This is a genomic window from Microbispora rosea, assembly GCF_044460045.1.
GTDB classification, from domain to species: domain Bacteria; phylum Actinomycetota; class Actinomycetes; order Streptosporangiales; family Streptosporangiaceae; genus Microbispora; species Microbispora rosea.
The window spans coordinates 185,504-207,837 of sequence record NZ_JBITJO010000003.1 but is presented as its reverse complement, the minus strand read 5'-3'; the positions used below and the strand labels follow the sequence as shown (position 1 = coordinate 207,837).

General features: G+C 71.6%; 17 protein-coding genes. 3 read left to right on the top strand and 14 right to left on the bottom strand.

Features of this window, described 5'->3' with window-relative positions:
* Positions 1–7: 7 nt before the first annotated feature.
* From ACIBK1_RS13385 to ACIBK1_RS13375, 3 genes are all read right to left on the bottom strand, one after another.
* A complete protein-coding gene (locus ACIBK1_RS13385) occupies positions 8–1,417 on the bottom strand; it encodes an FAD-dependent oxidoreductase (protein ID WP_396734703.1) in 1,410 nt (469 codons plus the stop codon).
* On the bottom strand, positions 1,414–3,501 hold the full coding sequence (locus tag ACIBK1_RS13380; protein WP_051761560.1) for a molybdopterin oxidoreductase family protein: 2,088 nt from the start codon (positions 3,499–3,501) through the stop codon (positions 1,414–1,416). The genes ACIBK1_RS13385 and ACIBK1_RS13380 overlap by 4 nt, the downstream gene beginning before the upstream one ends.
* 236 nt (positions 3,502–3,737) lie before the next feature.
* On the bottom strand, positions 3,738–5,108 hold the full coding sequence (locus ACIBK1_RS13375) for an MFS transporter (protein ID WP_396724296.1): 1,371 nt from the start codon (positions 5,106–5,108) through the stop codon (positions 3,738–3,740).
* 460 nt (positions 5,109–5,568) lie between these two features.
* Here ACIBK1_RS13375 and ACIBK1_RS13370 point away from each other — a divergent pair, with 460 nt between their 5' ends.
* Positions 5,569–6,384: a peptidoglycan recognition family protein gene (locus tag ACIBK1_RS13370; RefSeq protein ID WP_396734700.1), complete on the top strand. Its 816-nt coding sequence runs from the start codon at positions 5,569–5,571 to the stop codon at positions 6,382–6,384.
* Positions 6,385–6,456: 72 nt separating this feature from the next.
* Here ACIBK1_RS13370 and ACIBK1_RS13365 read toward each other — a convergent pair whose 3' ends face one another.
* The 4 genes from ACIBK1_RS13365 to ACIBK1_RS13350 are packed head-to-tail and all read right to left on the bottom strand — an operon-like array spanning position 6,457 to position 10,347.
* A complete protein-coding gene (locus ACIBK1_RS13365) occupies positions 6,457–7,713 on the bottom strand; it encodes a nucleotide sugar dehydrogenase (protein ID WP_030507184.1) in 1,257 nt (418 codons plus the stop codon).
* A gap of 39 nt (positions 7,714–7,752) precedes the next feature.
* Positions 7,753–8,730: a dTDP-glucose 4,6-dehydratase gene (rfbB, locus tag ACIBK1_RS13360; protein ID WP_030507185.1), complete on the bottom strand. Its 978-nt coding sequence runs from the start codon at positions 8,728–8,730 to the stop codon at positions 7,753–7,755.
* Positions 8,727–9,794, bottom strand: a complete 1,068-nt coding sequence (locus tag ACIBK1_RS13355) for a glucose-1-phosphate thymidylyltransferase (RefSeq protein ID WP_030507186.1) — start codon at positions 9,792–9,794, stop codon at positions 8,727–8,729. Before ACIBK1_RS13355 ends, rfbB begins: the two co-directional genes overlap by 4 nt.
* 37 nt (positions 9,795–9,831) lie before the next feature.
* A complete protein-coding gene (locus ACIBK1_RS13350; RefSeq protein WP_030507187.1) occupies positions 9,832–10,347 on the bottom strand; it encodes a GNAT family N-acetyltransferase in 516 nt (171 codons plus the stop codon).
* Between the two features lie 249 nt (positions 10,348–10,596).
* Here ACIBK1_RS13350 and ACIBK1_RS13345 point away from each other — a divergent pair, with 249 nt between their 5' ends.
* Entirely contained in the window at positions 10,597–11,571 is a 975-nt protein-coding gene (locus tag ACIBK1_RS13345; protein ID WP_036405813.1) for a glycosyltransferase family 2 protein, read from the top strand.
* The gene (locus ACIBK1_RS13340) at positions 11,568–12,302 is read left to right on the top strand and encodes a WbqC family protein (RefSeq protein WP_396734695.1); all 735 of its coding nucleotides are present in this window, start codon (positions 11,568–11,570) and stop codon (positions 12,300–12,302) included. The genes ACIBK1_RS13345 and ACIBK1_RS13340 overlap by 4 nt, the downstream gene beginning before the upstream one ends.
* Here ACIBK1_RS13340 and ACIBK1_RS13335 read toward each other — a convergent pair.
* The 7 genes from ACIBK1_RS13335 to ACIBK1_RS13305 all read right to left on the bottom strand — a co-directional run bounded on the left by ACIBK1_RS13335 (position 12,269) and on the right by ACIBK1_RS13305 (position 22,286).
* Entirely contained in the window at positions 12,269–14,524 is a 2,256-nt protein-coding gene (locus ACIBK1_RS13335) for a hypothetical protein (RefSeq protein ID WP_396734692.1), read from the bottom strand. The genes ACIBK1_RS13340 and ACIBK1_RS13335 overlap by 34 nt on opposite strands.
* 349 nt (positions 14,525–14,873) lie before the next feature.
* Complete coding sequence (locus ACIBK1_RS13330; RefSeq protein ID WP_030507191.1) at positions 14,874–15,572, bottom strand: class I SAM-dependent methyltransferase; 699 nt, start codon at positions 15,570–15,572, stop codon at positions 14,874–14,876.
* 19 nt (positions 15,573–15,591) lie between these two features.
* The gene (locus tag ACIBK1_RS13325; protein ID WP_030507192.1) at positions 15,592–16,023 is read right to left on the bottom strand and encodes a GtrA family protein; all 432 of its coding nucleotides are present in this window, start codon (positions 16,021–16,023) and stop codon (positions 15,592–15,594) included.
* Between the two features lie 91 nt (positions 16,024–16,114).
* Entirely contained in the window at positions 16,115–17,269 is a 1,155-nt protein-coding gene (gene rffA / locus ACIBK1_RS13320; protein WP_396734688.1) for a dTDP-4-amino-4,6-dideoxygalactose transaminase, read from the bottom strand.
* Positions 17,270–17,376: 107 nt separating this feature from the next.
* The gene (locus ACIBK1_RS13315) at positions 17,377–18,504 is read right to left on the bottom strand and encodes an ice-binding family protein (protein ID WP_396734685.1); all 1,128 of its coding nucleotides are present in this window, start codon (positions 18,502–18,504) and stop codon (positions 17,377–17,379) included.
* A gap of 182 nt (positions 18,505–18,686) precedes the next feature.
* Positions 18,687–20,741 (bottom strand): DUF4082 domain-containing protein, encoded by a 2,055-nt coding sequence (locus ACIBK1_RS13310; RefSeq protein WP_396734682.1) that lies wholly within the window; start codon positions 20,739–20,741, stop codon positions 18,687–18,689.
* A gap of 384 nt (positions 20,742–21,125) precedes the next feature.
* Positions 21,126–22,286, bottom strand: coding sequence for a hypothetical protein (locus ACIBK1_RS13305; RefSeq protein ID WP_396734680.1), 1,161 nt, complete (start codon positions 22,284–22,286; stop codon positions 21,126–21,128).
* Positions 22,287–22,334 lie beyond the last annotated feature (48 nt).

The window sequence follows — 22,334 nt, the reverse complement described above, 5'->3', positions numbered from 1 at the left end:
CGGTCCTTCATGCGCTCACGCCTTCCTGCTCACACAGCCAGCCGACGATGCCCTCGACCGCGTCGCGGCAGCTGCCGCAGCCGGTGGTGGCCCTCGTCGCGGCGGCCACGGCCTCCACGTTCCGCGCGCCGGACTCCCAGCACGCTCTGATCTGACCCTTCGTCACGTTGTTGCACTGGCAGACCCGGGCCGAGTCCGGCATCCGGGTGGGGCTGTCGGCCACCGCCGCGCCGCCCATGCCCGCGAGATCGGGGAACAGCAGCCCGGTGCGGTCGCCGGGCAGGGGACCTCCCCGGTCGAAGAGCTGGGTCAGCGTGCCCACCGCGGAGGTCTCGCCCAGCAGGATCGCGCCGACGAGCCGGCCTTCGCGGATGACGAGTTTGCGGTAGGTGCCCTTGTGCCGGTGGGAGAAGCGGACGATCTCCGCCTCGTCCTCCGTCAGCTGGGTCTCCCCCATCGCCGCGAGCTCCACGCTCCTGGCCTTCAGCCGGGTGACCAGCCGCGAGCCCCGGTAGCGCGCGCCCTTGTCGGCGCCGGTGACGAGGTCGGCCACGACCGACGCCTGTTCCCAACCAGGGGCGACCAGCCCGTAGACCAGGCCCGCGTGCTGGGCGCACTCCCCGATCGCGAAGATCGACGGGTCGTCGGTGCGCAGCTCGTCGTCCACGACGACGCCGCGCTCGACCTCCAGCCCCGCGTCGCGGGCGATCCCGACGACCGGGCGTACGCCGCAGGCCAGCACGACCAGGTCGGCGTCGATCAGCTCGCCGCCGGACAGTTCCACGTGCCGCTCGCGGATCGCGCTCACGGTGACGCCCGTGCGGATGGCGACGCCGAGCGCGCCGAGCGTCTCGCGGAGGATGAGCCCGGCCTCCTCGTCGAGCTGGCGCTCCATCAGGTGGCCGGCCAGGTGCAGCAGCGTCACCGGGACGCCCCGCCCGGCCAGGCCCCGCGCGGCCTCGATGCCGAGCAGCCCGCCGCCGACCACGACCGCGCTGCGCGCGCTCACGGCGGCCTCCCTGATCCGCTCGCAGTCGTCCAGCGTGCGGAACGCCGTCGCCCGCTCCACGCCGGGGATCGGCGGGACGACCGGCTCGCTGCCGGTGGCGAGCACGAGCACGTCGTACGGCTCGCGCGTCCCGTCGGCGGCGACCACCGTCTGGCAGTCCCTGTCGATGGCGGTGACCGCGACGCCGATGCGGGCGGTCACGCCGTGGTCGGCGTACCAGCGGGAGTCCAGCAGCCGGACCTGGTCCGGGCTCGACGTGCCGGCCACCACGTTCGACAGCAGGACCCGGTTGTACGGCTGCCACGTCTCGGCGCCGAACACCGTGATCTTCGCGTCCTTGTCCCGGGCGCGGACCTCGCTCACCAGGCGCGAGCCCGCCATCCCGTTCCCCACCACGACAAGCCTCACGCGACACGCTCCCCGTCTTCGGCGCACCGCTCGATGGCGGCGGCGCAGACCTTGAACTCCGGCATCCGCGACGTCGGGTCGAGCGCCGGGTTGGTGAGCAGGTTGACTCCCTCCCAGTGGAACGGCATGAACAGCGTGTCCGGCCGGATCGAGGCGTTCACGCGGGCCGCGACCTCGGCGGCGCCCCGGCGGCTGCGCACCCGGACGCGGTCGCCGGTTGCGACGCCCAGCCGCTCGGCGAGGTCCGGGTGCAGCTCCACGAACACCTCGGGCGACGCCTTGGTGAGCGGGCGGATGCGGCGCGTCTGCGCCCCCGACTGGTAGTGGGCGAGCACCCGCCCCGACGTCAGGTAGAGCGGGAACTCCTCGTCGACGTCCTCGGCGGGCGGGCGGTGCTCCACCGGCACCAGGCGGGCCCGGCCGTCCGGCGTCGCGAAGCGGTCGAGGAAGGGCCGCGGGGTTCCGGGGTGCGGGTCGTCCGCCGTCTCGGGACACGGCCAGAACACGCCGGTCTCGGCCGCGATCCGCTCGTAGGTGATGCCGGAGTAGTCGGCGACGCCCCCGGCGGAGGCCCGGCGCAGCTCGTCGAAGACGGTGCGCGGGTCGGCGGGGAACTTCTCGCCGCAGCCGAGCCGCTCGGCGAGGCCCCGCAGGATCTCCAGGTCGCTGCGCGCGTCCGGCGGGGGCGCGGCGGCCTGGCGGCGCAGCAGGACCCGGCCCTCCAGGTTGGTCATCGTGCCCGCCTCCTCGGCCCACTGGGTCGTGGGCAGCACGACGTCCGCCATGGCCGCCGTCTCCGACAGCACGAAGTCGGAGACCACGAGCAGGTCGAGCGCGTCCAGCCGCCGGGCGACGTGCCCGGCGCGCGGCGCGGAGACGACGGGGTTGGAGCCGAACAGCAGCAGCGCCCTCGGTCCCTCCGGCGTCCCGAGCGCGTCCAGCAGCTCGTACGCCGACCGGCCGGGACCGGGCAGGTCGGCGGGGTCGATCCCCCAGACGGCCGCGACGTGCGCCCGCGCCGCCGGGTCGTCGATCTTGCGGTAGCCGGGGAGCTGGTCGGCCTTCTGGCCGTGCTCCCTGCCGCCCTGGCCGTTGCCCTGGCCCGTCACGCAGCCGTAGCCGGAGCCCTCACGGCCGGGCAGCCCGAGTGTGAGCGCCAGGTTGACGAACGCCGTGACCGTGTCGGTGCCCTTGGCGTGCTGCTCGGCGCCCCGGCCGGTCAGCACCATCGCGCGCTCCGCCTCGCCGAGGATCCGTACGGCCTCGCGCATCTGCGCGACCGGGACGCCGGTGACGCGCTCCACCCGCTCGGGCCACCAGGCCGACACGGAGGTGCGCACCTCCTCGAAGCCGGTCGTGCGGGCGGCCAGGTAGTCCAGGTCGGCGTACCCGTCGGCGATCGCGATGTGCAGCAGACCGAGCGCGAGCGCGAGGTCGGTGCCCGGGGTGACCTGCAGGTGCAGGTCGGCCGACTTGGCGGTCTGGGTGACGCGCGGGTCGACGACGACGAGCCGGCCGCCCCCGGACCGCATGGCGCTCAGGTGGCGCACGAAGGGGGGCATGGTCTCGGCGACGTTGCCCCCGGCGAACAGGACGGCGTCCGCGCGGGCGATGTCGGTGATGGGGAACGGCAGTCCCCGGTCCATGCCGAAGGCCCGGTTGACCGCGGCCGCCGCCGAGGACATGCAGAACCTGCCGTTGTAGTCGATCTGGCTGGTGCGCAGCGCGACCCTGGCGAACTTGCCGAGCTGGTAGGCCTTCTCGTTGGTCAGCCCGCCGCCGCCGAACACCGCCACGGCGTCCGGCCCGTGCGCGGCCCTGATGGCCTCGATCCGGGCGGCGACGTAGTCGAGCGCCTCGTCCCAGCTCACCGGGCTGCCGTGCAGCAGCGGGGTGGTGAGCCGTTCCGGCGAGGTGAGCAGTTCCGCCGCCGTCCAGCCCTTCTGGCACAGGCCGCCGGCGTTGGCCGGGATGTCCTCCCGCGGGGTGATCTCACCCTTCGCCACGTACATGCCGCACTGGAGCGCGCAGTACGGGCAGTGGGTGGCCGAGCCCACGGTCGTGCCCGCGGTGGCCTGTGACATCACAGGACCGGGAGCGTGCAGTGAGATCGGCATGGATCCGATGGTGCTGACAGGCGGTTTCACCGCTGGGTCCCTTCTGTTACCGCTGTGCTACAAGGCGCCAACCGCGCTAACTTCGGCGAGCGCGGCGTGTGAGAGACCCCGTCGTCTCGAAAGCTCACTTGTGCTGTCGCCGCTTGTGAGGCATGAGCCCGGAAAAGGCGGGCGCCGCGCGGGCGCCCGCGAGTGGCCGCGTCTCAGACCCGGGCGGCCGCCAGGCTCGGCGCCGACTTCGCTCCGAGGGTGCGCATGTAGCAGAACCAGGTGAGCGCGAAGCAGACGACGTAGAAGGCGGCGAAGGCCGCCAGCGCCGCCCCCGCGCCGCCGGTCGCGGAGATGGAGCTGCCGAACCCGCGGTTGATGAAGAATCCGCCGAAGGCGCCCACCGCGGAGATGAACCCGATGGCCGCCGAGGCGTCACGCTTGCCGGTCGCCAGCGCCTCCTCGTACGCGGGGGTGCCGGGCTCGACGCCGGCCACCGCCTTGGCCCGGAAGATCGCCGGGATCATCCGGTAGGTGGAGCCGTTGCCGACGCCCGCGGTGCCGATCAGCAGCATGAAGGCCGCGAAGAACAGCGGGAAGCTGTGCGCCGACATGGCCTGCCAGACGAGCAGGACCGAGACGGTCATCGCGCCGAAGTTCCAGAACGTCACCGAGGCGCCGCCGAGGCGGTCCGACAGCCAGCCGCCGACCGGCCGGATGAGCGAGCCGACCAGCGGGCCGAGGAACGCGAGCGAGGTCAGCGCGGCCTGCTCGGGGAACTGCGACTTGATGAGCAGCGGGAACGCGGTCGAGTAGCCGATGAACGAGCCGAACGTGCCGATGTAGAGGACCGACATGATCCACGTCTGCGCCCGGCCGGCGGCCTTGGCCATCTCCCTCGGCTCCGCCTTGGCGGAGGTGAGGTTGTCCATGCAGAAGTACGCCCCGGCTGCGGCCGCCAGGACGAAGGGCACCCAGAACAACCCGGCCGCGGCCAGCCCGAACCCCGCGATGACCAGCGGTATCAGCAACTGCACGGAGCTGACGCCGATGTTGCCGCCGGCGGCGTTCAGGCCGAGGGCGGCGCCCTGCCTGTTCTGCGGGTAGAAGTAGGTGATGTTGGCCATGCTGGAGGCGAAGTTGCCGCCGCCGAGCCCGGCCGTCGCCGCGATCACCAGGAAGGCCCAGTAGGGCGTGCCCGGGTCGTTCACCGCCACCGCAAGTAGGACTGCGGGCACCAGCAGCAGCAGCGCGCTGACCACCGTCCAGTTCCGGCCGCCGAACCGCGCGGGCGCGAAGGTGTAGGGGATGCGCAGCGTCGAGCCCACGAGGTTGGGCAGCGAGACGATCCAGAAGAGCTGGTCGGTGGAGAACTTGTAGGCGCCGAGCTTGACCGCGACGATGCTCCAGACGGTCCACAGTGTGAAACCCAGATGCTCGGCCAGGATCGAGAACACCAGGTTCCGCCGGGCCACCTTCTTGCCGGTGCTCTCCCAGAACGCGGGATCGTCCGGTCGCCAGTCACCGATCCAGCGGCCCTTCCTGGGTTCTTCCGGGGCCGTGCGTGCCGCCTGCGTCGCCGTCATCGCTCCTCCTGCGTCCTTATCGGCTGGGGCCGGTAACCGAAGCTAGGAAGAGCGCGTTACGCACTTTGACCATGCGTGACCGTGCGGCCGTTACATGTGCCGCACCCGCGAAACATGCAATCCACAGGCATAACGGACGCAACATCGGGTTAACACGGGCCCGCCTCTCGTGTAGCCCCTGTTTCGTCCGCGTGACCCCCGCCCGGCCCGCCGCCATCACTCATGGTCAGCACACGGGCCGCGACCCGTACGCGGGGTATTTCAGGAAATTCCCGCGATCGCGGTAGTGCCATTCCGTGACCGGACTACGGCATTTTCCACTGCGGCATGGCCCAGACATTTCGGTTGACATGTGACCGGTTTTCGCTCGCAGGAATATCCGCGGCGGGGAGGGGGGATATCGATGCCGCCTCCCGCCGGACGAGGGCCCCCGAGGGCCCCGCGCACTCGGGGAGGACGGATGTCTGCGGTCTCGCGCCGCGCGTTTCTTTCGACGGGGGTCCGCTGGTCGGCGTGCCTGCCGGCGGCGATGCTGACGGTGCAGAGCGGGCTCGTCGCGGCGGCCACGCCCGTCTTTGCCGGGAACCGCCCGCGGCAGCCGCGCGTGTACACCCGGTCGGACTGGAAGGCCGATCCGCCCAGGAGCAAGGCCGAGGTGCTCGACCACGCGCCCGACCGGCTCGTCGTCCACCACACGGCGACGGCGAACACGGGCCCGACCGACCTCGACGCCGCCTTCCGGCTGTCCCGGACGATCCAGCGCTACCACATGAAGCACAACGGCTGGGAGGACATCGGCGAGCAGTTCACCGTCAGCCGGGGCGGATACGTCATGGAGGGCCGCAACCGCTCGCTGCCGGCCGTCGAGTCGGGCAAGCACGTGATGGGCGCGCAGGCGGCCGACCACAACGACCACACTCTGGGCATCGAGACCGAGGGGACCTACACCTCCTCCCTGCCCCCGGACCGCCAGCTGTCCGCGCTCACCGCCCTGCTGGCCTGGCTGTGCGACGTCTACGCGCTCGACCCGCACGAGGCCATCATCGGCCACCGCGACCTCAACAGGACCGCCTGCCCGGGCGACCGCCTCTACGCGTACCTGCCCCGGTTGCGGGACGACGTCGCGCGCCGCCTGGGCGGGCGCGGGGCCGGGCGGGACGAGCCCCCGCCTCCGCGGCTCGCGCTGCCCGGCGATCCGGAACAGAGGCCCGCGCTCATCGGCGACCTGCCACTGGAGCACGGTCCCGCCGTGGGCCCGCACGACCTGTCCCACTGAGACGGCCACGGGCGGTCCCCTCAGAAAGGGAACCGCCCGAGTGGCGCTTTCGCGGCTGACTGGCGCTTCTCATCAGATCCGCTCGACGTTCGGCCCCCGGCAGCGATTGCGCGTGTCGAACACGAAGGCGCTCTCGCGCTGGACGAGGGCGTAGTCGAAGCAGTCGTGGTCGGTGAGGACCACGACGGCGTCGGCCGCCGCGATCTCCCGCGGCGACGCCTCGGCGATCGCCACCCCCTCGGGCACGAGGGCGAGGTCGACGTGCGGGTCGGCCGCGTGCACGTCCGCGCCCAGCTTGCGCAGGTGCCTGGCCACCTCGATCGCCGGGGACTCGCGGCAGTCGCCGGTGTTCTTCTTGTACGACAGGCCGAGCAGGAGCACCCGGCTGCCGTTCAGGGCCTTGCGCCGGTCGTTCAGTGCCAGCACCAGCCGGTCGACGACATGCGCGGGCATGTGGTCGTTGACGTCGTTGGCCAGCTCCACGAACCGGAAGTTGTGCCCCAGGCTGCGCTTGACCTTCCAGGACAGGTACGACGGGTCGATCGGCAGGCAGTGACCGCCGACGCCGGGCCCGGGAGTGAAGCGCATGTAGCCGAACGGCTTGGTCGAGGCGGCGTCGATGGCCTCCCAGACGTCGATGCCGAGCTGCCCGGCGAAGATCGAAAGCTCGTTGACCAGGGCGATGTTGACGTGCCTGAAGGTGTTCTCCAGGAGCTTGCACAGCTCGGCCACCTGCGGCGAGGACACGGGGACGACCCGCTCGACGACGGCCTCGTAGAAGGCGCGGACCCGCGCGAGGGCGGCGTCGTCGAGACCGGACACGACCTTCGGCGTGTTCTCCAGGCGCCACCGCGCGTTGCCGGGGTCGATCCGCTCGGGGCTGTAGCCGAGGTGGAAGTCACCCGGGGCGCGCAGGCCCGATCCCTCCTCCAGAATCGGGCGCAGGTACTCCTCCGTCGTCCCCGGATAGGTGGTCGACTCCAGCACCACGGTCGCGCCCGGCCGCAGGCGCGGGGCGAGCGACCGGCCGGCCGCCGCGATGTGGCTGAGGTCGGGCACGCCGTCGGTAAGCGGCGTCGGCACGGTGATCACGCAGACGTCGAAGCCCTCGGCGTCGGCGTAGTCCGCGCTGGCCCGGTAGCGGCCCGTCGCGTGCGCGGCGGCGAGCGCGTCGTCTCCGACGTCCTCGACGTATGACTGCGCGGCGTTGAGCCGCTTGACCCGCCACTCGTCCACCTCGACGCCCACCACGTCGAATCCGGCGTGCACCGCGCGGACGGCCAGCGGCAGGCCGACGTACCCCTGCCCGACCACGACCAGTTTCTCCATCAAGGACCCCCGTCCCTTGTCTGTCACAAACAGGCGGTCTCAGCCGCGGCGGTTCAGAAGCGGGCGCCACCAGTCCTGGTGGTCCCGATACCAGCGCACGACGTCCGCGAGCCCCTCGTCGAAGTCCACCCGGGGCTCGTAGCCGATCGCCCTGATCTTGCCGCTGTCCAGCGCGTAGCGCCGGTCGTGCCCGGGCCTGTCGGGCACCTGTTCGACCATCTCCCATCCCGCGCCGAAGGCGTCGAGGATGCGGCGGGTGAGGTCGATGTTGCTCAGCTCGACCCCGCCGCCGATGTTGTAGACCTCGCCGGGCTCCCCCTTGTCCAGCACGAGCTGGATGCCCCGGCAGTGGTCGTCCACGTGCAGCCACTCCCGCACGTTGCGGCCGTCGCCGTAGAGGGGCACGGGCCGCCCGTCGATCAGGTTCGTGACGAACAGCGGGACGACCTTCTCCGGGTACTGGTACGGCCCGTAGTTGTTGGAGCACCGGGTCACCCGGACGTCCAGTCCGTACGTGCGGTGGTAGGCGCGGCAGAGCAGGTCGGCCCCGGCCTTGGCCGCCGAGTAGGGCGAGTTCGGCAGCAGCGGCTCCGCCTCCGTCCAGGTCCCCGCGTCGATCGAGCCGTACACCTCGTCGGTGGACACCTGGACGAACGTGCGGACGTCCGCCTCCAGGGCGGCCTGCAGCAGCCGCTGCGTGCCCAGGACGTTGGTCGTCACGAAGTCGCCCGCGCCGGTGATCGACCGGTCGACGTGCGTCTCGGCGGCGAAGTTCACGACCACGTCGTGCCCGGGCACCAGCTCGCTCAGCAGCTCCGCGTCGCACACGTCGCCGTACGCGAACGTGAAGGCGGGGCTGTTCTCCACAGGGGCGAGGTTGGCCGGGTTGCCGGCGTAGGTGAGCGTGTCCAGCACCGTGACCCGGGCGTCCTCGTACCCGGGATAGGCGCCCGACAGCAGCGAGCGGACGTAGTGGGAGCCGATGAAGCCGGCCGCGCCGGCGACGAGCATCTTCACGCGCGCACCTGCACCTTGCTGTGGTCTCCGATCATGAGCTGATAGGCGTTGGGCACCCCGGTCGCCTTCGTGACCTCCGCGTTGCGGCCGATCAGCGAGTGGGTCATGCCGCGCACGCCCCGGATGGCCGAGTCGGCGAGCACGATGCTGTAGTCCACCTCGGCGTCCTCGATCACGCAGCCCTCACCGATCGAGGTGTACGGCCCGACGTACGAGCCGATGATCTTGGTGTCGGCGCCGATCACCACCGGGCCGCGGATGACCGAGCCCTCCACGACGGCGCCGGGGGCGATGACCACGCGCCCGCTCACCTCCGACAGCCCGTCCACGGTCCCCGCGACGTCGGGCTCGACCGCCTCCAGCACGATGCGGTTGCACTCCAGCATGTCCTGCAGCCGGCCGGTGTCGCGCCAGTAGCCGGTGACGAAGTGCGACCGCACGCGGTGTCCGCTGTCGATGAGCCACTTGATCGCGTCGGTGATCTCCAGCTCGCCCCGCGCGGACGGCCTGATCGCGCGCACGGCCTCGTGGATCGCGGGCGAGAACGTGTAGACCCCGACGATCGCCAGGTCGCTGCGCGGATACTCGGGCTTCTCCTCCAGCGCGACGATCTCCCCGTCCGGGCCGAGCTCGGCCACGCCGTAGAACTGCGGCTCGGCCACCCGGGTGAGCAGGATGCGGGCGTCGCACTCCTCCGCGCGAAAGGCGTCGACGAGGCCGCGGATGCCGCCGACCAGGAAGTTGTCGCCCAGGTACATGACGAACGGGTCGCCGGCCAGGAACTCCCGCGCGACGAGGACGCAGTGCGCCAGCCCGAGCGGCTCCTCCTGGGGGATGTAGGTGACGTCGAGCCCGAACGCCGAGCCGTCGCCGACGGCCTCGCGAACCTCCCGGCCCGTGTCGCCGATGATGATCCCCACGTCGGTGATGCCGGCGTCCCTGATCGCCTCCAGCCCGTAGAAGAGCACCGGCTTGTTGGCGACGGGGACGAGTTGCTTGGCCGAGGTGTGGGTCAGCGGGCGCAGCCGCGTGCCCTTTCCCCCCGCCAGGACGAGTGCCTTCACCGCTGTTCGCGTCCTTCCCCGATATCCGGTGGGCGGCTCATCGCGACTCACCTCGGAGCAGCGAGTAGAGGACCTGGTCGTGCCAGCCGCCGTCGCGCCACTGGGCCCGCCGCAGGACGCCCTCACGCACGAACCCGATCTTCTCGACCGCGCGCTGCTCGCCGATGTTGGCCATGTCGGTGAAGCACTGGAGGCGCTCGGCCCGGGTGTGCGCGAACAGGTAGTCCGCCAGCAGGCGCTGGGCCTCGGTGCCGACGCCGCGGTTGCGGAAGCCCGTGAAGACGCAGATTCCGATCGTCCAGCACCAGCACGTCGTCTCGGGTCCCCAGGACATCTTCCACCAGGCCACCCATCCGGCGGTGTCCCCGCCGGAGTCGATGGTCAGCCGTCCGTAGTCGTCGCCGAGCAGGCCGTTGTCCGCGAACTGACGGCGCAGCGCGCCGGAGGGGCGATATCCGTACCACTGGAATTCGCCCCGCGCCTCGGGCGTCGCCCGCTCCGCTTCGAAAACGTCGAGGTCCGCCTCGCGGACCGGCCTCAATGTGACGTCCATGATCTCCCCTCATCGGGCATGCGGAAGCCGCACGAAGGAACGGAATCGTCCCGCGCGTTTTCTTCCGGGCGGGGCCGCGGAAATTGCCGATCGGCCGCCCGCCAGTCGCCAATGCTATGCGTGGACCCGCCCGGACCCGGCGGGCCACATTGCGAACGAGCGTGAAAGGTCCGGATCGGGTTTCTCAATATCCCGCAAATTCGGATGTGCGGCATGAGGAGGCCGACGGCCGCTCATCACAATGACGCCATGACCAACGTATCCGTTGTGATCCCCTGTTACCGATCCGCCCGGACGCTGCCGGCCCTGGTGGAACGCCTTCTCGCCGTGCTGCCCACCGCCGCGGACCTCTTCGAGGTCGTGCTCGTCGTGGACGGCTCGCCCGACGACACGTGGGAGGTGGCCCAGAGCCTGGTCGAGCGGCACGACAGCGTCCGCGCCGTGCTGCTGGCTCGAAACTACGGGCAGCACAACGCCCTGGTCGCGGGCATCCGCTGCGCACGCTACGAGGTCATGGTGACGATGGACGACGACCTGCAGCATCCTCCGGAGGAGATTCCCCGGCTCCTGGCGGGCCTGCGGCCCGACCTCGACATCGTGTACGGAGTCCCGAGCGGCGGAACGCACGGGCGAATCCGCGATATCGCCTCCAAATCGCTGAAGACTGGTCTTTCCGGGCGGTTCGGCGCGGAGAACGGCGCGGACATCTCCGCGTTCCGCGCCTTCCGGAGTTTCCTGCGGGAGTCGCTGGACGGCGTCGGAGGTCCGCACACGCAGATCGACATCGCCTTCTCCTGGGCGACCACCCGGGTCGGCACCGTGGAGGTGCGGATGCAGAGCCGGCTCGTCGGCCGCTCCAACTACACGCCCGCGATGCTCGTCCGCCACGCCATCGGCGTGTTCGTCGGATACAGCACGCTCCCGCTGCGCCTGGTGACCTATTTCGGCCTGCTGACCGGGGCGCTCGGCATCGTCCTGCTGACGGTCTTCCTGTGGACGTACTGGTCGGGCGACAGCACGGTCAAGGGCTTCACCTCGACCGCGTCGATGATCGCGTTGTTCGCGTCCGCCCAGATGATCGCGCTGGGCATCATCGGGGAGTACCTCGGCAGGATCCACGTCGAGAGGATGGGACGACCCACCTACATCGTCCGCACCCGAGTGGAGAGCGGTGCGGCGCAGCCGATGACGGTGACGGGCGGGCCGGAGGGGTGGAGCGCGTGAAGCGGGTCGCCATCGTGCAGTCGAACTACATCCCCTGGAAGGGGTACTTCGACCTGATCGCGCACGTCGACGAGTTCATCCTGTTCGACGACGTGCAGTACACCGACAGGGACTGGCGCAACCGCAACCTGATCAAGACGGCGGCCGGCCCGAAGTGGCTGTCGGTCCCCGTACGGCGGGGCCCGCGCAGCCGCCTGATCAACGAGGTGGTCGCGAGCGACATGGAGTGGCCCCGCGCACACTGGCTCCTGCTCGCGCAGACCTACCGCAAGGCCCCCTGCTTCGAGGAGGTCGCGCCGGCGGTCGAACGGCTCTACCTCGACTGCCGCGCCGAACGGCTGTCGGACATCAACCGGCACTTCCTCCAGGGGCTGCTGGACCTGCTCGGCATCCCGGCGACCCTGAGCCGCGCCGAGGACTACGGCGCGGCGGGCACCAAGACCGAGCGCCTCGTGGACCTGTGCCGCAAGGCGGGCGCCGACGAATACCTCACCGGGCCGGCCGCCCGCGCCTACCTCGACGAGAGCCTCTTCGACCGGTCCGGGATCGGGGTCCGGTGGTTCGACTACTCCGGCTATCCGGAGTATCCGCAGGCGCACCCGCCGTTCGACCACCACGTCAGCGTGCTCGACCTGATCTTCAACACCGGGCCGGCCGCCGCCGGTTATCTCAAGAGCGCCCAGCTTCTCAGGAATGCTCAGCGCCGCGCCGGCGGGCCGGCGACCTCGTAGACGGTGAAGTCCCCGGAGCGGAACCGCAGGGCGGCGGCGTCTCCGAGCCTCGCGCCGGGGACCGTCAGCCGCTCGTCCACGAACAGCCAGCGCACCCCGTAACGGTCCCGCAGCGACCGGGCCGCCTGCGCCGAAGGCGCGGCGAACACCGCCTCGTTCGCCCGGAGCCGCTCGCGGTCCCAGAACGGCAGATACCAGAGCACCTGGCCCGGACTCCACCGGTCCAGGCTCGCCGTCGCGTACGCCCATCCCTCGACGAGCACCCGCCGCTCGGCCAGCGCCGACACCCAGGCCGCGCGGCTGTCGCAGGGGCCGTCGACGCCGAGACGGCAGTGCAGGTTCGTCGCGACGAAGTCGCCGGGGCGGGAATGGTCGCGCAGCCAGCGCGCGGCGGTGACGATGCCCTGCGGCATCGCCTGGGCCCGTGCCGCGCGGTCGGCGTCCTCCGCCGCGTTCACCGGGGTCTTGTACGTCACCGGAAGGACCCGGGTGAACCAGGCGGCCGGCGTGGCGAACGCCGAGGTCACCACGAGCGTGAGGGCGAACGAGCGCAGCGCGCCGCGCCGCGCGGCGGCCAGCGCGACCGCCGTCAGCGCCACGAAGACCAGCAGGGCGGCGTACGGCAGGGCGAGCACGCGGAGCGGCTCACCGTCGGGCAGCGGGACCCGCACGTCGCACAGGATGCGGATGCAGTAGGCGGCGACGGCCCCGGCGCCGGCGGCGCACACGATGGGCAGCGGCGACGTCCCCGACCTGCGTACGACGGTGACGAGTCCGTAGACCGAGACGATCGCCAGATAGGGATAGGGCGCCTGGAGGAAGTAGATCTCCGACAGGCCGGGATGCCCGAAGCAGAGCGCCACGGCCAGCCCGGCCAGGCTCATGCCGAGGGTCAGCACGACGGAGGGCCTGGTGAGCGCCCGGGGCCGGCTGAGCAGGCCGAGCGTCCCGCACCAGGCGACGGCCCCGGACAGGACGCACAGGAGGGTGAGCCCGAGCACCGTCGTCAGCGGCCCCCCGAGCGGCCTTCCGTCGCCGACCACGCCGCCCCACGTCACGCGCATCAGGGACAGCGGGGCGGCCGTCGTCCCGCCGCGTACCCCGCCGTACAGGACGAACTGGGCGTAGAGCAGGCAGGCCGCGCTCATGCCCAGTGCGACAAGGGCGGGGCCGTGCGGGCGACGGCGCCGCACCGACCCGGCGACGGCCACCGCCGCCAGGCCCGCCGTGAGCAGGGGCAGGTACGTCGCCTTGGCCCCCATGACGGCCGCCAGGAAGACCCCCAGCAGGAGCCACTCGCGCGGGTTCCGCCGCCCGTTCTCCGGCAGCCGCCGGTTCTCCAGCAGATCGCTCAGCAGGAGGAAGACCGGGACGAACAGCAGCGCGCCGAAGGTCTGGGTGGGGCTCGACCAGGACTGGACCGGTTTCCAGACCAGCGCCCCGCCGGCCGGGCCGATGTAGAGGTTCGGCGCGGCGACGAGGAAGACGGCGGCCAGGGCGATCAGGGCTCCGGCCCGCGACCCGATGACACGCCGGGCGGCCATGCCCAGCAGAACCACGAGCGCCGCGATCATCGGCAGCATCCCGAGGCGGAACAGCAGCACCAGAGGCTCGACGCCGGTCACCCAGCTCGCCGCCGCGTAGTGGGCGTAGACGAACCAGTGGTACGGCAAGGGCTCCCCGGCGACGATCGGCATCGTCGGGGGCACGTGGTGCCGCAGCTCACCGATGAACGCCAGATGCAGGGGCATGTCGGGGTACGACGCCCCGAGCGCCGGCCAGGTGAGGGCCTGTGTACGGAAGAAGTTGACCGCGCTCCAGACCACTAGGTAGGCGACGACGAGGGCCAGCGACCAGGACCACCAGATCGGCGACCGGGCCGTTGCGGGGGCGCTTCTCCAGTGCCGCCGCAGGCGGGGCACGAGGAGGAAGGCGGCGTACGTCGCGACCGGCCAGGCGAGGACGAGCAGCGGCGCCCCCACGGCCCGGCCCGCAACGTAGGCGAACACCTCCAGCGCGTATCCGAGGGCCAGCCCGAGCGCGAGCTCCTCGCCCCGGGAGCGGTCACCCCGATAGAGGGCGCGGACCAGCAGCGTTCCCGGGACCGCGAGGCAGGCGACGACGTAGCCGCAGAAACGGGCCATGTCCGAGACGCGGACGCCGTAGCGGCTCAGCGCGGCCGCCGTCAGCGCGAGCACCACGACGGCCGGCGCCCATCTCACCAGCATTCGCCGTGCCGGTGCGCCGTTCGCCGGCGCGCCGTTCGTCGCCGCACCGATCGTCGATTCCTGCCGGGATTTCACCGGGCTCCGGGTCCGCGCGCTTCCTCCGGTCGCGCTCCTCGCGACCGAATCGAACAGCGCTTTCTCATCCGATCGGGACGGGCCCGTCGCAGGGATTTCCCGAGGCGAGGTGTCAGCCATGCGTGCGATTCTGGCGGCGGCGGCACCGCGAATTCGCCCGCGACCTCGTTCCGAGCGAATTCCTTGACATTCTTTTGCGGGTGTCCCGCTCGCCGGCCGGAAACGCGGAAATCGCGAAATCGCATTTCCGGCGTCCTGCGAACCTCCGTCAGGAAGGACGGTGCGCCCGCACGACCAGGGTGACCCCCGGAAACGACTTGACGGGCAGATATCGCTCGGCCGCGACCACGGCGCCCAGTCCCAGGTTGACCAGCAGCGGCACGGCGGTGACGTCGGAGCCTCTGGTGCGCTTCCTGCGCCAGGCCACGACCGGCCGCATCAGCACGTTCCAGCTCCACATGCGGTCGACGACCAGCCCGGCCCCGCGCAGCAGGTCGGTCAGTTCCTCCCGGGCGTACCTGCGGAAGTGGAAGGACGCCACGTCGTGCGCCGACCACAGCGCCATGTCGCACGGAACCGTGATCAGCGCCCGGCCCCCCGGCCGCAGCACCCGCACCAGCTCGCGGGCGGCCGTGTGGTCGTCCTCGATGTGCTCGAGCACGTCGAACGCGAGCACGAGGTCGAAGGACTCGCCGGGCAACGGCAGGTCGCACGCGTCGGCGTGGATCGCCCGCAGCCCTCGCCGGAGGGCCAGCTCGACCGCGGTCTCGGAGTAGTCGGCCGCCAGCGCGTCCCACCCGTGCTCGACCAGCACCCGGGTGTTGCCGCCGCCCGCGGCGCCGATGTCGAGTGCCGTGCCGGGCGGACCGAGCCGCCGCAGTTCCCGGGCGAGCATGGCGCGCCGCTCCCGGTACCACCAGTGCCGGTCCTCCAGCTCGACCGTACGGCGGATGTCAGTGGCCTCCATGGGCAGCCTTTCCTAATGATCAGTTCTTACGTCGGGCCGGAAACGTCCAGAGTCTGTGCACGAGGTAGGTCAGCGGCACGTTCACGACGATGACCAGCGCCTGCGCCACCATGATCGGAATCCCGGCGAGCTCGACCAGGAGCGGAACGCCCGTGACCGACGCCGCCAGGAAGCCCAGCCCGACGGCGTAGAACCGCAGGTTGCCCAGCAGCCAGGACGATCCGGACACGCGGAAGACCATCAGCCGATACCACGGGTAGACGACGACCGAGGCGGCGAACTGGCTGGTCACGAGCAGGATGAGGTAAGGGACCCGATGCCCGAGCGCGGCCAGTTGCACGCCGAGGATCGCGTAGTACACCAGGGCCGACATGGTGCCGCCGCCCAGGTAGAGCACGCGCCGCCGGTCGAGCGCCGCGGACAGGACCCGCCACGCGAGGCGACGGCGCACCGCGCGCGGGCGGCGATCGTGACCCGGGCCTGGACGTCGAGCGGGTGCCGGTGCCGGTCCCGTCACCAACCCGGCCGCGTTCCTTCTCACGTCAGCGCACCTCGTAGCCGCGCACCGCGTCGACGACCCGGGCCGCGCCGGCCTCGCCGAGACCCGCGAACAGCGGCAGCCGTACGAGCCGGTCCGCGACGCTCTCGGTGACCGGGCAGCCGCCGGGGGCGGTCCTGCCGTGCCGCAGACCGGCCGGAGAGCTGTGCAGCGGCTGATAGTGGAACGCCGCCTGCACGCCGCGCGCCGCGAGGTGGGCGATGAACGCCTGCCGGTTGCGCAGGTCGGGCAGGAGCAGGTGGTAGAGGTGCGCCGGATGCGCCCGGTCGCCGGGGACCGACGGCTGTGCCACCCCGTTCTCGGCCGCCCAGTCCGCCAGGCCCTCGTGGTAGCCGCGCCAGACCGCCTGGCGCAGCCGCTGGATCGTGTCGAACGACTCCAGCTGGGCGGTCAGCATGGCGGCGAGGACGTCCGAGGGCAGATAGCTCGACCCGACGTCGACCCACTGATACTTGTCGACCTGTCCTCGGAAGAAACGGCTGCGATCGGTGCCCTTCTCCCGGATGATCTCGGCCCGTGTGGCGAGGGCGGCGTCGTTGACGAGCAGGGCGCCCCCCTCCCCGCACTGCACGTTCTTCGTCGCGTGGAAGCTCTGCGTCGCCATGAGCCCGAACGACCCGAGGGGCCGGCCCCGGTAGGACCCGCCCAGGCCGTGGGCGTTGTCCTCGATCAGGGCCAGGCCGTGGCGGCGCGCCACCGCGCCGATCGCGTCCATCTCGCAGGCCACCCCGGCGTAGTGGACGACCACCACGGCCCTGGTCCGCTCGGTGATCGCGGCCTCGATCAGGCGTTCGTCGATGTTCAGGGTGTCGGGCCTGCAGTCCACGAACACCGGCACGGCTCCGCGCAGGGCGTAGGCGTTGGCGGTCGACACGAACGTGAACGACGGCATGAGGACCTCGTCGCCGGGCCGCAGGTCCAGCAGGATCGCCGACATCTCCAGGGCGTGCGTGCAGGAGGTCGTCAGCAGGGCGCGGCCGGCGCCGGTCAGCTCGCACAGGAGCCGGCCGGCCCGCTCGGTGAACGGCCCGTCCCCGCAGGTGAACCCTTGGCGTACCGCCTCGGAGAGGTAGGCGAGCTCGTTGTCAGCGACGTGGGTCCGGTTGAAGGGGACAGCCTTCAGGCTGGTGGTGCTCACCGCCGTAGTGAACAACGGCCCCGCGTCCCAGCCCCGCCGCCGCCGCGCGTGGTTGGCGAATCATGGCGCAAGCCTTACGGCGGCGGCGGGGAACGGGGCCCGACGGACTATCTCGCGGTGACGACCTGCACCACTTCGTTCGAGGTGCTGGGCGCGAAGCGCACCCACGCCTCGGCCTGCGCCGTGAGGCCGCCGAGGTAGACGGCGGTGATGTGGTGCTCTCCCACCGACAGCGCCGAGGTCGTGAACGTGGCGGGCGTGTCGGCGCCGGTCTGCATCCCCGAGCCGATGACGACGCCGTTGTCCTTGAAGAGCACCCTCCCGGCGGGCACCAGCGTGCCGCTGCGGGGATGCACCCGCGCGGTGAACGTGACCGGGAACTTCGCCCGGGAGGGGTTCGGCGAGGAGGTCAGCTCGGTCGTGGTCCCGGGGTCGAACGGCAGCGTGACGCGGGTCGGCGGCGGGACGATCGCGTCGACCGTGTTCGCGCGGTCGATCCCGTTGTCCGTCTCGGTGGTGCCCTCGATCGTGACCGTGTTGTCGAGCAGAAGGGTCCGCCCGTCGATGACGGCGCCCTCCTGGACCTTGATCGAGCCGCGGGCCAGGACGGTGCCGCGGAAGGTGGAGTACGTCCCGAGGGTGGCGCCCTCGGTGGCCTGCCAGAAGACGTTGTCCGCCTGCGCTCCGCCCACGAGCATGACGTTGCTGACCTTGGCCGTGGTCAGCGTGCTCGCGCGGAAGATGAAGACCGCGTCCGGGTTCCCCGCGGCGTCGATGGTGAGCGTCCCGTCGATGCGGAACGTCCCGTCCGACGAGTCGTAGACGCCGGGGGTCCTGCGGGTTCCACCGAGCTCGCCGGGCACGGTGACGGCGGGGCCCCGATCCGCGATGTCGTCGTAGGCGGCGGTCGCGTCCGCCATCACCTGCGCCGCCTCGGCGTCACCGGCGTGGATGTCCCCCTCGATCACGCCCGGCGGGAAACCGGTGACGGCGGTGCCCGGGCTCACGTCGACGTCCCCGGTGATCAGAGTCGCGTTCGTGCTGATGACCGTGCCCGCCGCCAGCACCGCCGTGTGCTCGGCCGCGCCCAGGTCCACCGGGGGCTGATCCGCGCTCGCGCGGCCGTCCATCACGACGAGGACGCCCGCGACCAGGGCGGCGACGAGGGCCGCGTACAACCACACCGCGGTGGCGCCGCGTGGGAGAAACCGGCGGTGACCGGCGACTGCCGCCATGAGAGGACTCCTCCTTCTCGGGGATCCGGCCTTGCCGCGGGATCGGCCCGGGCGGGTCGATCGGCGGGTCGCGGCGGCCTGCCCGCGCGTAAGCATTGGGTAAGGGGATCGGCAGGGGCGCGGCCGGACACCGGGCGGGGGCGTTTCGTTGCCCGTTCTTTGCCCGGCGCCGGCCGTTTCGTTCAGCCCTGCTGGAACACGACGTCGACCCAGTAGTTCGACGATCGGAAGGTGCTGGACGGGAAGGTGTCGGTGGCGCTGTAGGCGTACACCCCGTTGCCGCCCGCCGCGCCGTCGGCGGGCGCGGTCAGGGGCCCGTTGCTGCGCGGCGAGGTGAAGTACGGCCTGGTCACCGAGTAGCGCCCAAAGGTGTGGTACGAGACGACGTAGGTGGTGCCCGCGGTGATGGGGACCGGGTCGGGGAAGTCGACCTGCTGCCACCCGCTGGCGGTCTCGTTCGTGAAGGTCGCGGTCGCCAGCTGCGTGCCGCCGGACGTCCACAGGCTGCCGATGTGGGTCCCGGTGTTCTGCGGGCCCTTGTAGAACCGGACGCCGGTGACCAGGCCGCCGGTCGCGGAGGTGAACTTCACGCCGAGCACCGCGTCCTGGTCGTCGGGCTGGTTGACGACCCCGGGGACGTCGGTGTTGTCCCAGAGCGTCGCCGAGGGAGTGAACATCACGTCGACCCAGTAGTTCGACGCCCGGTAGCTGCTGTTCGGGAAGGTGTCGGTGGCGCTGTAGGCGTACACCCCGTTGCCGCCCGACGCGCCGTCGGCGGGCGCGGTCAAGGGCCCGTTGGTGTACTGCGTGGTGAAGTACGGCCGGTCCATCGCGTAGAAGCCGGACGTGGTGTGGTACGACGCGATGTACGTGGTGCCGGAGCTGATGGCCACGGGGTTGGGGAAGTCCATCCGCTGCCAGCCGGTCGCGGTCTCGTTCGTGAAGGTCACGGTGGCGAGCTTCTGGCCGTCGGCCGTCCATAAGCTGCCGGTGTGTGTCCCGGTGTTCTGCGGGCCCTTGTAGAACCGGACGCCCGTGATCACGCCGTCCACCGCCGGCTGGAACTTCACGCCGAGCACCACGGCCTGCGGGTCGTTGCGTGACGCCTGGTCGGGGGTCGCGCTGTCGCTCCACAGGCTGACGCTCGACACGCTCTGCACCAGCTCCGGCGAGGTGCTCGGGGCGAAGTGGATGACCTGCTCTCCGTCGAAGGTGTCGCCGCCGAGGTAGACGGCGGTGATCCGATGCTGCCCTGCGGCGAGGCTCGACGTGGTGAGCCTGGCGGGATGCCCGTCGTCGTGGTAATCCGTGCCGATGACCGTCGTCCCGTCCTTGAACGCCACGTAGCCCGCGGGGACGATCGACCCCGACTGCGCCTGGACGTTGGCCGTGAAGGTCACCGCGTCCCCCGTGTCGGACGGGTTGAGCGAGGAGGTCAGGGTCGTGGTCGTGGGCGGGTTGTTCGGCACCGTCACGCGGGTGGCCGGGAGGCTCGTGGTGCCCTGCAGGCCGATCGTGTTGTTGAGCGAGAACAGCCGTCCGTACACCGCGGCACCCGAGCTCACCGACACCGCGCCGGAGGCGAGCACGTTGCCGCGGAAGGTGCAGAACGTGCCCAGCGACACGGTGCCCGTGAGCTCCCAGTACACGTTGTCCTCCTGGGCGCCGTTGATCAGGGCGATGTTGCTCACGCCGCCGGCGGTGAGGGTGGAGCCCCGGAAGACGAAGAGGGCGTCGGGGTCGGCCTGCGCGTCGAGCGTGAGCGTGCCGTTGATCGTGAAGGGGCCGCCGCTGGAGTCGTAGACGCCGGGGGTCCTGGTCGTCCCGCCGAGGGCGCTGGGGATCGTGGCGGTCGAGGACATGCCGGCGATGGCGTTGTACGCGCCGACCACGTCGGCCTTCGCGCCCGCGGCGGCGGCGCCGGTCCGGATGGAGCCGCTTACGGTGCCCGGCGGGAAGCCGGTCACCGTGGTCCCCGGGCTCACCCCGAGGTCTCCGGTGATCGAGGTGAGGTTGGTGTTCGTCACCGACGTCCCCGCCAGCACCGCGTACGTGTCGCCGTCGCCGATCGTCAGGGACGGGGCGGCGCTCGCACCGCCGGGGATCGCGGCTCCCAGCGCGATGACCGTCAGCAGAGCCGTGAGCGTGGCAGAGAGGCGGCGCCGGACGGTTGCGCCGAAGCCGAGGCGGCGTCCGCCGGCCGCCTTCCGTAGGGCGGGCTCACGCCCGCGTTTCATCTCATTCGCATTCATTTCCTGACCTTTCTCGCATAATCCGGGCAAATGCCACATAAGCGCACGTCGCGATGGGACTTTCTATGCGAACCGGCTGGTGGAGCCGGCAGATGCGATGCGCAAACGATGACGCGAGGAAGGCCACCACGGAATAGGTGATTGCCGCGCCGATAAACAGGATCTATACGCGGACAGAAAAGATCTACGAAGTTACCGCTTGGGTTGGATAGTACTCCAGGGTTCGCGGAGCTTCCATACGATCCGCTCTTTTTGCTGCGTCCGGCTTCCCTTTCATCGCATTTCCAGATAAGCGCACGGCCTCTTTTTCTCCGGACGTTTCCGACCACCGTCGGGGCCGGGCGGGAGCGCCACCCGGCCCCGGACGGGTCAGGACAGGACGGTGAACGGACGGCAGTTGCCCGGCCAGGCGGGGACGCCGCCGGTGCCCGGGGCAGGGAAGACCGTGCACCGGGTCTGCGCCACCTGATCGGCGGTGGCCACGGTCACGTACAGGTCGTTGCCCGTGCCCGCGAGCTCGGCGTCCACCGAGGCGGCCAGCACGCCGGCGGGGTAGCCCTCGACGTGGGACAGGTCGTACCAGGTGTTCGTGCGGGGATCCCTGACCAGCGTCCTGCCGTCACCGGGGACGCGGCCGAGGAACGTCAGGAGCGATCCGGGATTGCCGACGAACGAGCTCGAGTCCACGCTCGTCGTGGGACCGGCGGGCCCCGCCGGGCCCGGAGGCCCTGCCTGCCCCGCCGGTCCGGCCGGGCCCTGAGGTCCCGCCGGGCCCGCGGGCCCGGCTGGTCCTTCCGGTCCGGCCTCTCCCTCGGGACCTTGGGGTCCTTCCGGCCCTGTCTTGCCCTCGGGTCCTTCCGGTCCTGCGGGTCCTTCCGGCCCGGGTGGCCCCTGCGGCCCCCGCTCACCGGTCTCCCCCGCGGGTCCGGCCGGGCCCGTGACTCCCCGCTCGCCGGACGAGCCGATCGGGACGAACGGACCGGTGGGGCCACCCGCTCCGGACAGCCAGGGCGGCATGGTCATGAAAGGCCCGGCGGCGCCGCCCGAGTCGCGGGGCCCGCCGTCGTCGTCCCACACGGGTACGGCCGGCCGGACCGGCGCGGCGGCCCCCACCGCATTCGTCGGCCCGGACGGCGGCGCGGCGGCGGCGCCTTCTCCGGCCTCGTCGTCCCACGGCCAGGGCGGCGCGGCGAACGTCGTGGTGCCCCCTCCCCGTGCGCCCCGGCCGTCCGTCGCGCGGGCGCCCCGCGGCGCGCACTGCCGCTTCTTCGCCTTCTTCGCGCCGCGGGTGGCCGAACCGTGCGCACGCCCGGGCCTGGGACCGCATTCCGTATCCGCCTTCGGCCCTCGCGGGCCGTGGCCGAAGAATACGGACGCGGTCCCGCTCGCCGTGACGCCCGCGCCGGCCGGAGCGGACAGCGCCATGACTCCGCCGGCGACCACCCCGGCGACCACCGCGGCGACGGTACGCCGCAGTGCGCCCGCCCCGCCGGGCGACCGCGACGTCGCCCCACTTTCCCGAGGATTCACCCGAACCCGTCCTTCCAGCGAGAAATCCAGCTTCTGATGCCCCATCGC

What these genes read in the sequence shown, in the direction of transcription:
- ACIBK1_RS13380 (WP_051761560.1), bottom strand. Translation starts at nt 3,501, where the DNA reads ATGTCACAGGCCACCGCGGGCACGACCGTGGGCTCGGCCACCCACTGC.
- ACIBK1_RS13375 (WP_396724296.1), bottom strand. Translation starts at nt 5,108, where the DNA reads ATGACGGCGACGCAGGCGGCACGCACGGCCCCGGAAGAACCCAGGAAG.
- ACIBK1_RS13370 (WP_396734700.1), top strand. Translation starts at nt 5,569, where the DNA reads ATGTCTGCGGTCTCGCGCCGCGCGTTTCTTTCGACGGGGGTCCGCTGG.
- ACIBK1_RS13365 (WP_030507184.1), bottom strand. Translation starts at nt 7,713, where the DNA reads ATGGAGAAACTGGTCGTGGTCGGGCAGGGGTACGTCGGCCTGCCGCTG.
- ACIBK1_RS13350 (WP_030507187.1), bottom strand. Translation starts at nt 10,347, where the DNA reads ATGGACGTCACATTGAGGCCGGTCCGCGAGGCGGACCTCGACGTTTTC.
- ACIBK1_RS13345 (WP_036405813.1), top strand. Translation starts at nt 10,597, where the DNA reads ATGACCAACGTATCCGTTGTGATCCCCTGTTACCGATCCGCCCGGACG.
- ACIBK1_RS13330 (WP_030507191.1), bottom strand. Translation starts at nt 15,572, where the DNA reads ATGGAGGCCACTGACATCCGCCGTACGGTCGAGCTGGAGGACCGGCAC.
- ACIBK1_RS13315 (WP_396734685.1), bottom strand. Translation starts at nt 18,504, where the DNA reads ATGGCGGCAGTCGCCGGTCACCGCCGGTTTCTCCCACGCGGCGCCACC.
- ACIBK1_RS13310 (WP_396734682.1), bottom strand. Translation starts at nt 20,741, where the DNA reads ATGAAACGCGGGCGTGAGCCCGCCCTACGGAAGGCGGCCGGCGGACGC.